The sequence below is a fragment of the Gilliamella sp. B14384G12 genome (assembly GCF_016101825.1).
GTDB lineage: Bacteria > Pseudomonadota > Gammaproteobacteria > Enterobacterales > Orbaceae > Gilliamella > Gilliamella apicola_N.
Genome location: NZ_JACFPU010000016.1, coordinates 13,048 through 28,094 on the forward strand (window position 1 = coordinate 13,048; position 15,047 = coordinate 28,094).

At 33.9% G+C, this 15,047-nt stretch carries 19 protein-coding genes; 6 read left to right on the forward strand and 13 right to left on the reverse strand.

All coding sequences use genetic code 11. The annotated features are described in order from the left end of the window. Positions 1-82 precede the first annotated feature (82 nt). Complete coding sequence (fabA, locus tag H3S73_RS12595; protein WP_039127647.1) at positions 83-604, forward strand: bifunctional 3-hydroxydecanoyl-ACP dehydratase/trans-2-decenoyl-ACP isomerase; 522 nt, start codon at positions 83-85, stop codon at positions 602-604. A 363-nt stretch (positions 605-967) separates the two neighbouring features. Beyond that, positions 968-1,366 (forward strand): thermonuclease family protein, encoded by a 399-nt coding sequence (locus H3S73_RS12600; RefSeq protein WP_198228699.1) that lies wholly within the window; start codon positions 968-970, stop codon positions 1,364-1,366. 17 nt (positions 1,367-1,383) lie between these two features. Here the strand turns inward: H3S73_RS12600 and H3S73_RS12605 are convergent, their stop codons facing one another. From H3S73_RS12605 to H3S73_RS12620, 4 genes are all read right to left on the reverse strand, one after another. Further along, entirely contained in the window at positions 1,384-1,647 is a 264-nt protein-coding gene (locus H3S73_RS12605; protein ID WP_144093162.1) for a DUF5339 domain-containing protein, read from the reverse strand. A 158-nt stretch (positions 1,648-1,805) separates the two neighbouring features. After that, positions 1,806-2,015, reverse strand: coding sequence for a cold shock domain-containing protein (locus tag H3S73_RS12610; protein ID WP_039127656.1), 210 nt, complete (start codon positions 2,013-2,015; stop codon positions 1,806-1,808). A 311-nt stretch (positions 2,016-2,326) separates the two neighbouring features. After that, positions 2,327-3,130 carry a pyrroline-5-carboxylate reductase gene (gene proC / locus H3S73_RS12615; protein ID WP_198236838.1) on the reverse strand — a complete coding sequence of 268 codons (804 nt, stop codon included), beginning with the start codon at positions 3,128-3,130 and terminating at the stop codon, positions 2,327-2,329. Between the two features lie 126 nt (positions 3,131-3,256). After that, entirely contained in the window at positions 3,257-4,201 is a 945-nt protein-coding gene (locus H3S73_RS12620; protein ID WP_198236839.1) for a type IV pilus twitching motility protein PilT, read from the reverse strand. A 36-nt stretch (positions 4,202-4,237) separates the two neighbouring features. Here H3S73_RS12620 and H3S73_RS12625 point away from each other — a divergent pair, with 36 nt between their 5' ends. Together H3S73_RS12625 and H3S73_RS12630 are read left to right on the forward strand one after the other, a co-directional pair. Then, positions 4,238-4,939: a YggS family pyridoxal phosphate-dependent enzyme gene (locus tag H3S73_RS12625; RefSeq protein ID WP_198236840.1), complete on the forward strand. Its 702-nt coding sequence runs from the start codon at positions 4,238-4,240 to the stop codon at positions 4,937-4,939. Positions 4,940-4,976: 37 nt separating this feature from the next. Next, on the forward strand, positions 4,977-5,534 hold the full coding sequence (locus tag H3S73_RS12630) for a YggT family protein (RefSeq protein WP_198236841.1): 558 nt from the start codon (positions 4,977-4,979) through the stop codon (positions 5,532-5,534). A 38-nt stretch (positions 5,535-5,572) separates the two neighbouring features. Here H3S73_RS12630 and H3S73_RS12635 read toward each other — a convergent pair whose 3' ends face one another. The 4 genes from H3S73_RS12635 to corA all read right to left on the reverse strand — a co-directional run bounded on the left by H3S73_RS12635 (position 5,573) and on the right by corA (position 8,356). Next, positions 5,573-5,995 carry a YcgN family cysteine cluster protein gene (locus tag H3S73_RS12635; RefSeq protein ID WP_065737359.1) on the reverse strand — a complete coding sequence of 141 codons (423 nt, stop codon included), beginning with the start codon at positions 5,993-5,995 and terminating at the stop codon, positions 5,573-5,575. After that, positions 5,992-6,240: a YcgL domain-containing protein gene (locus H3S73_RS12640; RefSeq protein ID WP_198236842.1), complete on the reverse strand. Its 249-nt coding sequence runs from the start codon at positions 6,238-6,240 to the stop codon at positions 5,992-5,994. The genes H3S73_RS12635 and H3S73_RS12640 overlap by 4 nt, the downstream gene beginning before the upstream one ends. A gap of 19 nt (positions 6,241-6,259) precedes the next feature. Beyond that, a complete protein-coding gene (locus H3S73_RS12645; RefSeq protein ID WP_198236843.1) occupies positions 6,260-7,219 on the reverse strand; it encodes a glucokinase in 960 nt (319 codons plus the stop codon). Positions 7,220-7,414: 195 nt separating this feature from the next. Then, positions 7,415-8,356 (reverse strand): magnesium/cobalt transporter CorA, encoded by a 942-nt coding sequence (gene corA / locus H3S73_RS12650; protein WP_086308788.1) that lies wholly within the window; start codon positions 8,354-8,356, stop codon positions 7,415-7,417. A 218-nt stretch (positions 8,357-8,574) separates the two neighbouring features. Between corA and H3S73_RS12655 the strand changes: the two genes are divergently transcribed. Further along, positions 8,575-9,096 carry a single-stranded DNA-binding protein gene (locus tag H3S73_RS12655; RefSeq protein WP_039127675.1) on the forward strand — a complete coding sequence of 174 codons (522 nt, stop codon included), beginning with the start codon at positions 8,575-8,577 and terminating at the stop codon, positions 9,094-9,096. A gap of 105 nt (positions 9,097-9,201) precedes the next feature. Next, a complete protein-coding gene (locus H3S73_RS12660) occupies positions 9,202-9,864 on the forward strand; it encodes a MarC family NAAT transporter (protein ID WP_039127685.1) in 663 nt (220 codons plus the stop codon). A gap of 18 nt (positions 9,865-9,882) precedes the next feature. On the opposite strand, the gene H3S73_RS12665 is transcribed toward H3S73_RS12660, so the two are convergent. The 5 genes from H3S73_RS12665 to H3S73_RS12685 all read right to left on the reverse strand — a co-directional run bounded on the left by H3S73_RS12665 (position 9,883) and on the right by H3S73_RS12685 (position 14,964). After that, positions 9,883-10,575 (reverse strand): DUF2461 domain-containing protein, encoded by a 693-nt coding sequence (locus H3S73_RS12665; protein ID WP_198236844.1) that lies wholly within the window; start codon positions 10,573-10,575, stop codon positions 9,883-9,885. Between the two features lie 3 nt (positions 10,576-10,578). Continuing rightward, a complete protein-coding gene (kdsB, locus tag H3S73_RS12670) occupies positions 10,579-11,343 on the reverse strand; it encodes a 3-deoxy-manno-octulosonate cytidylyltransferase (protein ID WP_198236845.1) in 765 nt (254 codons plus the stop codon). Between the two features lie 21 nt (positions 11,344-11,364). Continuing rightward, positions 11,365-11,550: a Trm112 family protein gene (locus H3S73_RS12675; protein ID WP_198236846.1), complete on the reverse strand. Its 186-nt coding sequence runs from the start codon at positions 11,548-11,550 to the stop codon at positions 11,365-11,367. A gap of 3 nt (positions 11,551-11,553) precedes the next feature. Further along, positions 11,554-12,561, reverse strand: a complete 1,008-nt coding sequence (gene lpxK, locus H3S73_RS12680; RefSeq protein WP_198236847.1) for a tetraacyldisaccharide 4'-kinase — start codon at positions 12,559-12,561, stop codon at positions 11,554-11,556. A gap of 96 nt (positions 12,562-12,657) precedes the next feature. Then, positions 12,658-14,964, reverse strand: coding sequence for a DNA internalization-related competence protein ComEC/Rec2 (locus H3S73_RS12685; RefSeq protein WP_198236848.1), 2,307 nt, complete (start codon positions 14,962-14,964; stop codon positions 12,658-12,660). Positions 14,965-15,047: the final 83 nt, after the last annotated feature.

Sequence of the window (15,047 nt, forward strand, 5' to 3'; positions counted from 1 at the left end):
CTTTTAGGGTTTTAAAGCATGGCTCTTAATAATTTAATTATATTTGCCATGCATGTAATTACATTAGATAAAAGGTTTTCCTATGACATTTGAACGTAAATCTTCGTATGATAAAGCAGATCTGATTAAATCAGGCAATAGTGAACTATTTGGTCATGATGGTCCTCCATTACCGTCTGATTTAATGTTGATGATGGATCGCGTTATCGAAATGAATGAGGATGGTGGTAATTTTGGTAAAGGTTATGTTGAGGCAGAACTTGATATTAATCCCGATTTATGGTTTTTTAAATGTCATTTCAAAAATGATCCGGTAATGCCTGGTTGTCTTGGACTTGACGCTATGTGGCAATTAGTTGGGTTTTATTTAGGCTGGATTGGCGGTAAAGGTAAAGGTCGCGCTTTAGGTGTAGGCGAAGTTAAATTTAAAGGTCAAATACTTCCAATCAATAAAAAAGTTACTTACAAAATTCATTTCAAACGTGTTATTAACCGTAAATTAATTATGGGTATTGGTGATGGTGAAGTTTTTGTCGATGGTAAATTAATTTACGAAGCAACTGATTTAAAAGTGGGTCTTTTTAAAGATACAAGTGAATTTTAAATTTTTTTGACTTTCTATTCTTATATTTGCTTAAAATATAAGAATAGAATACCGAATTTATTCAGTTAGCTTTATAAGCGATTGTCATACTGGTTATGCTTTACTTATGTAATTTAATAATATTTTTTATTATGTTAGTGTTTTTTTATAAAAAAAAATTTAAAGATAGATTCACAATAATGCAAAACGCCTTGCAGTTTTCAATAAATCATATCGCTAACTCATCACTCTACCCGTCTATTCTTAATAATTAACATTTTTAATTTAGTATAATTTATGATTTTCTTAAAACGTTTTTTTATTTTTATTCTTTTATCTTTTTTTTTAAATAGTTTCGTTTACGCTGATTTCAGTGGCAAAGTAGTGAAAGTTATCGATGGCGATACAGTTGATATATTAACCATCAAGAAGCAAAAAATTCGTGTTCGTCTACTTGATATCGATGCACCAGAAAGCAATCAAGCTTATGGCAATAAGTCGAAGCAATATTTAGCCTCACTTATCGCAGGTAAAAAAGTTTTTGTAAAGTCGAGCAAAAAAGATATTTATAAAAGAACATTAGGCACTATTTTCTTAAATAAGGTAAATATAAATGCCAAAATGGTTGAAAGTGGCTATGCTTGGGCTTATCGTTATAAGGGCGTGGCTAATAATAAATTGATGGTTAAAATTGAAGCAAAGGCTAAGCAAAGCAAAAAAGGACTATGGAAAGATAAAAAACCTATAGCCCCTTGGGATTTTCGACGTAATAATAAACGTTAACTTTTTCTATCGGTATTCTATTTATCGATTTGTTTAAGTAACTCTAAACCTTGAGCACAAGCAGCAACTTGTTTATCTTCCGGCAAAGCAATAATTTCTTGTTTTGCTTGTTCAAGGTTTTGTTTTATTATGTCGAGTATTTCTTGATTAAAGGTATTTTCAGGCATATTTTTATAAATATTTTCTACTTTATCAAAATATACTTTACATGATTCTGGTATATCTGCTGTTGCAACAGAACAGAAACCCAACATTACCACAGTTAATATTAACTTTTTCATTGTTTACCTTTGTGATCTTCTAATAGTTATTAAAATTTTTGTTGAAAATGATACTTTATGATTTCTAGCGGAAAACAAGGTAAGATTTGGAATATAACGTTGATGGGTGATATCTATCTTACCAGTAATAATTTACTGATAAGATAAGCAGATGAAGATTAGATCACAGTAACGTCTGCAGCAGCAGGACCGCGTGGGCTATCTTGAATAGTGAATTCTACTTGTTGACCTTCACCTAGTGTTTTAAATCCGTCACCAGAGATTGCAGAGAAATGTACAAACACATCTTTGCTACCGTCAGCAGGGGAAATAAAACCAAAACCTTTACTTTCGTTGAACCATTTTACTTGACCAGTAATCTTAGACATAATAATCTTCCTATAAATAAATTAATCTCAGCCACTTAAGGCTATACTCATAAAACATAAAACTTAGACTACTTATTAACACTGATAAGAAGAGACTGAAGAAAACCAATACCTGAGTTAAAGTAAACTACAACTACATATATCTAAATGTTACAAAATAAATCCGCATGTCATATGCTGGCAACTATTTACTCATAATTAGTAAACTAATGCAAGCAATCTTTTATAATAATTGTTAATAATAGCAAAACAAACTAAATCACAACTTGGCATTAATCATATAACCATATAATTAATATCATAAATTAGCTCTATGCCATTGATTGAGATTTTTTTATTGTTGCTTCTACTGCATCAATAACCGCCGCTCTAAAACCTTTTTCTTCTAATGCATGGACGCCTTCAATGGTTGTACCAGCAGGAGAACAAACCATGTCCTTAAGCTCGCCAGGATGTTTACCTGTTTCAAGCAACAATTTTGCAGATCCCATAACCGCTTGAGCAGCAAATTTATAGGCTTGTTTTCTTGATAATCCGCCTTTAACTGCGCCATCAGCTAAAGCTTCAATGAACATAAAAACAAATGCAGGTGAAGAACCACTTGCACCAATAACCGCATCAATTAAATATTCTGGCACAACTTCAGTTTCACCAATACAATTTAAAAGTTCTTGTACTATTGTTAACTCCTCATTGGTAACTTCGGTATTGGGTGTGATAGAGCACATGGCGGCGTTAACTAATGCTGGTGTATTTGGCATTACTCGGATAATTTTTTGCTCATAACCAATGCTTTTCGCAATTGTTTTAATTGTCACTCCTGCAGCGATTGAGACAACTATCGTATTCTTTTTTAATTCTTTTTGAATATCACTAAGAACATCAACAATAACATTAGGTTTTACAGCAACAAAAACGATATCTGACTCTCGAGCTACATCTTTTGCTGATGTTAAATTATTCACTCCGTGAGATTTATTTAAATCTTCACCTTTTTCTGGATGAGTATCATAAACATAAATTTGTGTGCCTGGTACAATATTACTCCCTAAAATACCTTGTAATATAGCATTCCCCATATTACCTAAACCAATCAAACCAATACGCTGTTCCATTTGTATACTCCTATGAATGTAAGTTAAATTGATTATAGATTATTTTTTTAATAAAACCCAAAATTTATCTTTCTATTAATTCTGACTCTTAAATAAAATCTTTCACAATATAACTTTTAAGCTTTATTAAAAACTTTTTGGCATTACTTGCATGCCATATTGTTGTCCAGTTTGCATAAGTGATAAAATTTGTTTCATCTTGCCTTCATTAATTAAATTACTGATTGCTGGTGTATTAATCAATATTTCAAATAGCGCTTTACGTTCATTATTATGACGTATTAGCTTTTGATTTATGATAGCTTTCAAACAGTTAGAGAGTTGGCTACGAATAAAATCACGACAATTATCTTCAAAGACATCGATAATGCGATTGATACTTTGCACAGCAGAGTTCGTATGCAAAGTGGCAAAAACCAAATGACCTGTTTCTGCGGCAGTCAATGCAGCTTGAATAGATAATTTATTGCGCAACTCACCCAATAAAATTATATCTGGATCTTGCCTTAATAAACTATCAATAGCTTGACCAAAATCGGCTATTTCACGTTGCTGAATTAACGATTTATCATTTTTATAAATATATTCTATAGGATCTTCAAGCGTAACAATATGTTTGGCAATTGTCGTATTAATGTGCTGAATCAATGCGGCTAAAGTAGTGGATTTACCACTACCGGTTGCTCCTGTCACAAGGATGATGCCTGATTCATTTTTTATAAGTTCGCTAAAAATAGCGGGAGCACCAATATCAGACAATGTAGGAATACGATGATTAATCACCCGAAACACGGCTGAAATACCACGGTGTTGATAAAAAATATTAACTCTAAATCGCCCTATTTTAGCCAAATCATAAGCAAAATCTATTTGCCTATGTTGCTGTAGAACTTTTTTTTGGGATTCATTCAATAAACCAAATAACGCTATTTCAAGGGTGTTTGGTATTAGTTTATCAGCATTTAAAAACTGTAATTGCCCATTAATACGAACGTAAGGCGCTTCACCGCTTGAAAGGTGCAAATCCGAAGCATTTTGCGTTACACTAAGAGCCAACATTGAGTTTAACATTAAATTCTACCTATTAATTATCCTTTGGGAATTAACATGAATACAGTACAAGACAATTTACTTAATATTAAAAATGAAATTAAAAAAATTGCTAAAGAATGCGGAAGAGATCCCAATACAATACAACTTATTGCAGTTAGTAAAACCAAACCTGTCGAGCAAATTACGGAAGCAATTAATGCTGGTCAATTAGCTTTTGGGGAAAATTATGTGCAAGAAGGAATTGAAAAGATTCAGTATTTCGAAAAGAACATGCCAAATAATGACTTAATATGGCATTTCATAGGTCCATTACAATCAAATAAAAGTAAATTAGTTGCTGAACACTTTGATTGGATGCACACCATCGATCGATTCAAAATAGCACAAAGATTAAGTGATCAACGTCCAAACCATATGGCTAAATTGAATGTGTTGATTCAAGTTAATATTAGTCAAGAAGCCAGTAAATCTGGAGTAAAACCTGAAGAAGTTACGGATTTGGTCAAGCAGATTGTTGCCTTACCTAATCTGAATCTACGAGGATTAATGGCAATCCCTGAAATTGAAAATGACTATGATAAACAACTTAACGTATTTACTAAGATGCAACAACTCTTGCATTCATTACAGAAAGATTATCCATTTATGGATACATTATCTATGGGCATGAGTGGCGATATGCCGGCTGCCATTAGTGCAGGTAGTACTATGGTTCGCATTGGTACAGCTATCTTTGGTGCACGGCAGTATTTGTGATATATTGGCTAAATATCTTTATTCTGAGGAATTTTAAATGACATCGATTCTCTTTTTAGGGAAAACCGTATTAACCTTTTGTTTATATGTTTTGATTTTAAGGTTATGGATGCAACGTGTGCGCGTGAATTTTTATAATCCTTTTACCCAATTTATCGTCAAAATAACGCAACCTATCATTGGTCCATTACGTAAAGTTATTCCATCAATTGGTCGAATTGATACTGCTACATGGATCCTTTTATATCTATTTGCAGTTATTAAAATTATTTTTGTTTTGTACTTTAATTTAACTAACAGTCCAATATTTTCTATTGAATATCTGTTATATGCTATCGCCGCAATAGTTCATGATGCCGGGAATCTTTTATTTTGGTTATTGCTATTTCGCGCGATTTTAAGTTGGGTAAGTAGAGGGCAATCTGGAGCCGATGAGTTACTAGCTCAATTAACTGAACCGTTTATAGCTCCTATCCGTCGTATTGTACCGCCTCTTGGTATAATTGATATCTCGTTCATGATTTTTGTGTTTATTTTAATGTTTTTAAATATGCTCGCTTTTGATATTGTGGGCTATCTATGGATTTTACTTTAAGTTTTTAAAACTAAGAAAGGGAGCAAATGCTCCCTTTTTTATAGAATATGATCTTCCCAACAAATCACATCTTTTTCATACACAATGCGATTTTTAACTGAAATTTTTAGCTTGTGCATAAGCTTTTTATTTCCCATTATAAGAGGATGCCATTCAGGTAACTGCCCTGTTTCTGAAAAATAACGATAAGTACAGGTTAACGGTAACCATTCAATGGTTAAAAGATTTTCTCGCGTCAATTTAATGCAATCAGGCTCATAGGCAAAACGGTTATGATAATGCCTGCATTGGCAAGTTTTAGAATCAAGCAAATTGCATGCAACATTGGTATATAATATTTCGCCAGTATCTTCGTCCTGTAATTTGTTTAAGCAACACTGACCACAACCGTCACAAAGTTGTTCCCACTCATCATCACTCATTTGTTCTAAGGTTTTGTGTTCCCAAAATGGCTCAATCATACTTTGAAATCGTCTTCTTTTAACATTTGTAAGAAAAATCCATCCGTTTTAATTCTTTCTTCTATTTCTTGTGCAGTACCCACCACAAATTGACGTTTACCATCAAGAAGTACTTTCATTACAAACACTGGAGCACCAAAAATAGACATTATTTTTTCCGGAATCGTAGAAAAATCATTTTCATTTTCCATGTATAAATAACAATTTTCTTTTTTAGTACTTCGGTAAATATAACACCACATCATAGAATAGAACCTTACTCAATTATTTAAGACTATTTTGTAAATAAACACCAGCGCCAAATAGACCTGGATCTTCATGTGTTATCACATAAACAGGAACTTTTTTGACTAAAAATGACATACGGCCTTTATGTTCAAAAGCCGCTCTAAATGGGGATGCTTTAAAAAATTCAATAAATCGCGGTACGATACCACCAGCAATATAAACACCACCTTGGGTATTAAGCGTTAAAGCTAAATTACCACCAAAACGCCCCATAAAAGTACAAAAATAGGTAAGCGTCTGTAAACAAATTGGGCAACTATTATCTAATGCTTTTTTAACAATAACATCAGGTGTAATATCTTGTTGTGGTTGATTATTAATTTGTAATAAAGCTTGATAAATATTGACAATGCCATTACCGGATAAAAAGCGTTCTGTTGAAACACGACCAAATTTTTTACGTAATTGGGCTAAAATCTGATCTTCATCTTCACTGGTCATCGGTAATTCAGTATGCCCCCCCTCTCCTGGCAGACTAATCCACCGCTCATTAACTTTGATTAAATGCGATACACCAAGTCCGGTGCCCGCTCCATAAATCGCAATTGGATAATTTAAATCAGGTTCATCACCACCAATTTTTATTAAATCTTGTTTAGTTAATTTAGGAATTGAAGTCGATACAGCCGTAAAATCATTAATTACTTCAAGTTTAGTCAGATTTAATTCTTTAATCAGTTCTGAACGTGAAAATGACAAATGATTATTTGTCATATTGATGATATCTTCATTATCAATTGGACAAGCAATTGCGATGCAAGCCATACTAATTTTGACTGCTTGTGTTTGCAAGTAATCCTTGATTAAATTTAATAAAACATCATTTTTTGAAAGAACAACCTTAGTAACCCCTGACAGTTCGTTAGTTGCTAAATTATAAAGTGCAAATCTGGCATTGGTTCCACCAATATCCGTAACTAGTGCATGTTGATTCATGTTATTCCCTTCTGTAAAAATTAATTCTTTTCTTTAAATAGCAAGCATTACATTTATTTGTTGAAGAAAGTAAAACGGTCAATGTGATTAACTAGTTACATTAAGTTAATTCCGTTAACTGATTATTACTCCAATAAACACTTGTGCTAACTCAGTCAGCAGATAAATATTTTAAATATTGTAAGTAAATAACAATTATAGCCACTTCTTAAGTTTAAAATAAATATAAGGTGCAACCCCTGCAAGTAACATCAATAATAACGAAAATGGATAACCATATTCCCATTTCAATTCTGGCATATTTTCAAAGTTCATACCATAAGCTGATGCCACCACTGTCGGAGGTAAAAATACAACAGACACAACCGAAAATATTTTAATAATTCGGCTTTGCTCAATATTGATGAAGCTAGTTGCTGCTTGCATTAAAAAATTTACTTTCTGAAATAATGATTCATTATGTGGAACAAGTGACTCAATATCGCGAATAACCTCTCGAGCTTGTTCTAATTGATCTGCTGGCATCTTAGCACGGCGTACTACATAATTAACGGCACGTTGACTATCCATTAAACAGAGTCTTACTTTCCATGCAGTGTCTTCAAGTTCGGCTAATGATGTAATTGCTTCATCATAATGTTCTTGAGATGAACGATCCATGATAATTAAGCTTAATTCTTCCAGTTCACTATAAATATTCTCGATTTGGTCAGCTAATTGTTCAACTTTAACTTCAAATAGGTCAAGTAATACTTCATACGGGTTCCCATCGTTCATCCCCTGATAACGTGAGCGCATTCGATACAAACGAAATGCAGGTAAATCACGCTCACGTAAAGTAAACAGTCGACCATTATGTACAGTAAATGCAACCGTCGAGTTACCGGCGCGATCTTCTGCATCTTCATAAAAGAAGAATGAGTGAACGTGTAAGCCTTCATTGTCTTCAAAAAAACGGGCTGACGCTTCGATATCATCCAATTCAATACTCGTTGCTAAGTTTTGTCCTAAATGTGTTAAAACAAAATCGCGATCGGCTTCTTCTGGTTCAATTAAATCAATCCATGTCGCATTACTTATATCGCTTTCATTAATTTTTACTAATTGTTTGTTTTTTAATCCAAACGCATTAATCATAAGGACTCCTGTAGTGGGGGAACGTTTTATTACAATACGTTAACAAATGGTAGGCATTATACTCGTTATAGCTACAAATTCCTATGTCTAAGCCAATCTTTCTACACATTTACAAAATGGGATAAAAATTCCATTATTAAATTAAATTCGCTGATATTACTACTGTCTCATGCTACAATACGCCACTTAAATACTTATGCAATTTTTAGGAGTTTATAATGGCAAACCGAGGAATAAATAAAGTCATTTTAGTTGGTAATTTAGGACAAGATCCTGAAGTCCGTTACATGCCAAATGGAAATGCTGTAGCTAATTTTAGTGTAGCAACCTCAGAATCATGGAAAGATAAACAAACTGGTGAAACCCGTGATCGCACTGAATGGCATCGAGTTGTCGTTTTTGGTAAATTAGCCGAAATTGCTGGTGAATACATTAAAAAAGGTACTCAAGTTTATCTTGAAGGGCAGCTACAAACTCGAAAATGGCAAGATCAATCAGGGCAAGATCGTTACACGACAGAAGTAGTCATTAATCCTATCGGTGGAACTTTACAAATTCTAGGCTCACGTGCAAACAATAATGATAGTTATGATGATGGTTCTCAAAATTGGGGGCAAAGTGCCAATAATATTTCATCGGCACCGGCTGCACCATCTCGTCAACCAAATAAAAATGCGCCTGCACCACAACCTAAAGCACCAGAACCACCAATGGATTTTGATGACGACATTCCATTCTAAAACTATCACCTCTGTTATATTTGGGCGTTAATCTGCGCCCTTATATCTTTTTTTGTTTATTTCTATTATACTTAGTTATAATTTTAATGGATTCAAGATATAACTATGTTGGAACTCATACAGACTGTTGGCTTTGGCTTAATTCTCTTTCTCCCATTAACGAACCCATTAACCACCGTTGTTCTTTTATTGGGTCTATCTGGCGATATGACCAATGAAGAACGTAATTACCAATCAAAGTTAACTTGTATTTATGTGTTTTTGATTATGGTTGTTTCATTTTATTGTGGGCAACTAGTGATGAACACTTTTGGAATATCTATTCCCGGATTACGTATTGCCGGAGGAATGATTGTTGGTGTGATAGGTTTTAGAATGCTATTTCCTCAACAACCATCGCATAAAACCGTTGAAGCAGATGCTAAAAAGAAAGAAGTTTCCAATAATATTGCCTTTGTGCCACTGGCTATGCCAAGTACTGCAGGTCCAGGTACCATAGCGATGATCATCAGTATGTCTTCAACAGTTAAAAGTGGTGGCTATGATATTTCAACGTGGGTTGTTTATACAGCGTCGATTTTGGTTCCTTTATCATTATGCATTATTCTTTGGTTTTGTATGCGTAGTGCTGGCAGCATCATGCGATTTATGGGAAAAAGTGGCATCGAAGCCACCTCAAGAATAATGGGATTTTTGTTGGTTTGTGTAGGTACACAATTTATTATTAATGGCATTAAAGAATTAGTGATAAATTTCCCAAATATATAGTTTATCGACAAATAGAATTCATAGTTTTGGGATATTTTTAATCATTTCTATACGCATTAGAAAATCATAAAGTGGAACTAACTGTTTAAATCCTTTTGCCAATTTTTTAGGTAGTTCACCATTCAGCACATCTTCAATATGGTTGCTTGTTACCATCACAGCTAAATTTCTTCGATTATACCATGTCGCTATCTTTTCATCTTGCTCTTTAATTAACGGACGTTTATAGCTTTCACCAACCAATTCAAATGGCTTTTTAACGCAGCGTGTCATTTCAAGAAATTTATTCGTATCATTAAGAATTTCTTCTCGGAAGATATCCATTGTTTGTTTGGAAGGACAGTAATAACCAAGTCCATATTGATAACTGCTTGGACTTATTTCAAAAAAGTAAGCAGGCGCTTCTTTCCAATCACGATTGGGGCGTTTAAATGTTAGCCATAAACGGCTTCGATAAAGCGATTTGTCATTGGAAAACCGCGTATCACGATGAATACGTGATATTGTTTTACCAATCGCTGGACGCGTTTCAAACCATTCATCAATTTTAAGCATATCTGGCGTCAGTTGTTCGACCAATAAGCGAAAAGGTTTAACTAAATCGTTATCATAAATTGCTCGGTGCTCTTCAAACCAAGGTTTGCTATTATTGATCCAAGCATCTTGTAGAAAATTAAGCCCTGCTTGCGTAAAACCAGTAAAGTCTGCCATAGCTTACTCCTTAAATAATGCTCTTACTTTTTCTAAATCTTCTTGTGTATCTACACCAATTGCAGGAGATTGTTTTGCAACTGCCACATGAATTTTTTCACCATACCAAAGTACCCGCAATTGTTCTAACATTTCAATCTGCTCAAGTGATGATGGCGCCCAGTTGATATATTGGCGGATAAAACCAGCACGATAAGCATAAATACCGATATGTCGAAGATAAAAATCACCAATGCTTGATTGTTTCAGTAAATCGGTTGATTTAGCAAATCGATCTCGCTCCCAAGGTATCGTTGCACGAGAAAAATACAACGCATAACCATCTTTATCAGTTACAACTTTTACTGCTCCAGGATTAAAAGCCTCTTCAGCTGAATCAATAGGTACGGCTAATGTTGCCATGCCGGTTTTATATTGCACTAGGTTTTTAGCCACCTGATCGATAATAACGGGTGGAATTAATGGTTCATCGCCCTGCACATTAACAATTATTTCATCGTCAGCGAATTGATAACGATTAATCACCTCAGCTAAACGTTCAGTGCCAGAATTATGTTTATCACTAGTAAGAATCACTTCACCCTTATAGGCTTTGACAGCATCAAATACTTGCTGATGATCAGTCGCAATAATTACACGATGGGCTGAAGATTTTTGTGCTTGCTCCATTACGCGCACAATCATTGGTTTACCATGGATATCTGCCAGCGGCTTAGCGGGTAAACGACTTGAAGCATACCTAGCAGGAATAATAACTGAAAATTTCATAACTAAAGCCTTATATCTTTTTTATTCTTCAATAGATTGTGTTTGTTTGATTGGTTGAGCTTCTGATTCAAGCAACACAGGAATCTTATCTTTAATTGCAAAAACAAGATTATCGGCTTGGCAGATTAATTGATGATGTTCTGCATCATACTGCAATTGTCCATGACATTTAGGGCAAGCAAGCGCACTTAATAGAATTTGTTTCATTTTTTATTCTCTTTGAGATTTGGTTTTATCTAATAATACACAGATCTGATCAATGGCTGGTTTGGGTATCACAGCATCTATAGGCAAATACCACCAATTGGGTTGAGCAAACAGCTGACATTTAACAGCATCTTTTTCAGTCATTAAAAGTGTCTGCTCACCACTAACAACATTATTTAATAATGGTAAGGTAAATTTTTGATGATCAGCAAATGCGACGGTTTTGTTTAAATCAGCCTTCATATTAATCAGCATATCAAAAAATCTTTTCGGATTACTAATACCCGCAACGGCACAAATATTTGATAACGAAGATAACTCTTTTTTTTCTTTGGTGAGTAAATTTATCACATATTTCGGTACTAATTGCATAGTGTAAGTTTTATCAGGATATTGCTGGGTCAAATTATTGATACTATCACCATTTACAATGATTAAATCAACTGATTTTAACCGATTTTGTCTCTCTCTCATTGGGCCGGCTGGCATCCACCAACCATTACCAAATAATCGTTTACCATCCACGACAACAACTTCAATATCTCTTGCTAATGCGTAATGTTGCAAACCATCATCCGTTAAAATTACATCTAATTGATTTTGTTCCAATAATGCTTTAACAGCTTGGCATCGATTTGGCGAGACTGCTACAGGGGCATGGGTTCGTTGGTAAATAAGTACGGGTTCATCGCCTGCTTGGTCGGTTGTTGTTGTGTCATCTAAAATAAGCGGATAGTTTTCAGCCTTACCTCCATATCCACGTGAGACAAGACCAACTTTCAATCCTTTTGCCTGTAAAGCTTCAATCAAACTAATAGCCAATGGTGTTTTACCATTACCGCCTACAGATAAATTACCAATAATAATGATTGGTACCGGTGACTGCCAAGATTTGAAAATACCAATTTTATATAAAAAACGACGAACAAACGCAATTAAACCATATAATAGAGAAAATGGTATTAGTAACCAAAATAACCGATTTTTACCATACCAAAGTTTTTCAATCATCACGTTAATATCACTCAATTATGTTTAGTCTTGTTTTTATACCTGTTAGATATAGCATTTACAAGATTAATTGCTTATAGCAAAAGATAAGCTATTTTACTCATAAATCGGTAAACTACCAAACCAATCATGATACCATCTTGGATTAATTTCACTGCGCATGGTTTTTAATCTCCACTGTTGATTATCAAAAATCAGACTGATTTGACCTGTTTTAGCGGTAACATAGTAATCTATGTGTAAATCTTGATATCGTGCTATGACTTTATGTGATGGTAACTTCCATGGATTATATCGAGAAGTTGAAATTAATGCTTTTACTGGTTTTACATGATTTAAAAAAGCATAACTAGATGAAGTACTACTACCATGATGAGGAATTTGCAATATGGTTGATGCTAACTGATTTCGATATTTAGTGACTAATTGATATTCTTGATTGCGCTCTAAATCACCTGTCAAAAGTACAGAAAAATGTCCATCGGTCACCTGAACCACACACGAATCTGCATTTTGAGCATATTTAACTAATTGAGTTGGCCATAGCACATTAACAGACAAACTATTCCATAGAATAGTGTTACCCGCTACACATTGGTAATGATTATCTAATGCTAAAGATGAACTCATTAGCCAAGCATTAGGATAACGACTTTGCAGTAAATCTAAACCACCTATATGGTCATTATGCTGGTGGCTGATGATGATTCCTTCCAAATTCAAATTATGCCATCGTAAAAAAGGGAGAATAATCCGCTCTGCTGCGGAGTTTCTTTCCCATTTAGCCCCCGTGTCAAACAAAATTGCTGATTTACCATTATGAATTACAATTGCTAATCCATGCCCAACATCAAGCATATCTAAACGCCAATAATCCTCCTGCTGTTTAAAAAGGGGGGTGCAAAGTATCATTAAAATGATTAATAAGGTGAACCCAAAACGTCGCCATAATTCGGTACGTACAATAACAAAAGCTAGCCAACCGAAAATACTTAATAGATAAAAATCTGAGGAAATATCAAGCCATACCAGATTTAATTTATCTAAACAAACAAATAGCCATTCAAGCGATTTGTTAACGATAAACCAACACCATGAAGCAAGATGAGTACAATGGCTAACACTAAAGAACAGGGCAAAAATAATCAAGGGTAAAGTCAATAAGGTAATAACAGGAATAGCAATTAAGTTTGTTAATAAAGATACCAAACTGATACCTTGGAAGATAATCAATTGGATAGGTAACATTAATAAGATTAAACCAAATTGTAAATGCAACAATCTTATCCAATACCAGCGTTTCTTATTATTTATAACTTTAGGTAGAGGTAGCCAGTCAGATAAAAAAATTAAGCTTGTTACCGCATAACAGGATAGCCAAAAACTCTCTGATAAAATCATTAGCGGATCAAAAAGTAATAATAACGCAATGATACGGTTTAATTTTTGCCAAGCACTGATTTGACTGTTTTTAAAACGTAAATATACCCAAATAGATAATGCTAACATGGCTCTTAATGCAGGAGGATTAAGTCCTGTTAACCATGCATAAAATAGTGCAGCTAGCCATGCTATTATGATTGGGATGAAAAAGTAGATAAAACGCTGAGGAATAAAAAACATCAAAATTTTTAATAGAGTACAACAAAGTCCAAAAACCAATAAAATGTGCATACCTGATATAGCCATTAGATGGGCAACACCTGTTTGCATCATAATAATTCGATGCTCATCAACCATTTGACTACGATCACCAAAAGCTAATGCGAGTAAAATACCTCGATAAGTAAATCGATCAATGTAAGGTAACGAATGATCAGCGATTAGCTGCCGAATATTTAAATTATCTTCAAGTAACTCAGCTTGAATTAATTTTGCTGATAGAAGGCTACGATTAGCTATGGCATAACGTTGGCTATCAAATCCCCCTTCATTTAAATAACTATGTACTACTTTTGTTTTTAAGGTTAATTGCCAAATTTGTCCTGCTTTTGGTTTAATTTGTTGATCCCAATATACCGATATTGTTACCTTAGGATATAAAAAAGATTGAGAATCGTCATTGATTGCAATTTTTACATAATAAAGATCGGTTGGCGAAGTAGAAAAACGAGTGTTTATACTTTCAACTCTTGCTTTTACCACAATCGTTTTGTCGATATATGGCTCAATTTTTATTAAATATTGTTTAGAATACGCTACGGACCATAAAAAACTAATAGAAAATACAGTAATAACAGTAATATAGTTTTGAAATTTAGATGGAGCAATTAAAATCACAATAATCAATATCAACGTTATCATATACCATTGATCGTCACAGAGCAGTGAAGGTAAAAACATCAATGGCAAACAGCCTAACGAAAATATGATTGCCAATAAATCAAGTGATAATCGTCGCATAAACCTAACAAGATTCATTTTATAGAGCAGTCAACTTATCATATGATTAATTGATCAGAATAATCTATCTTGAAATTTTGAAG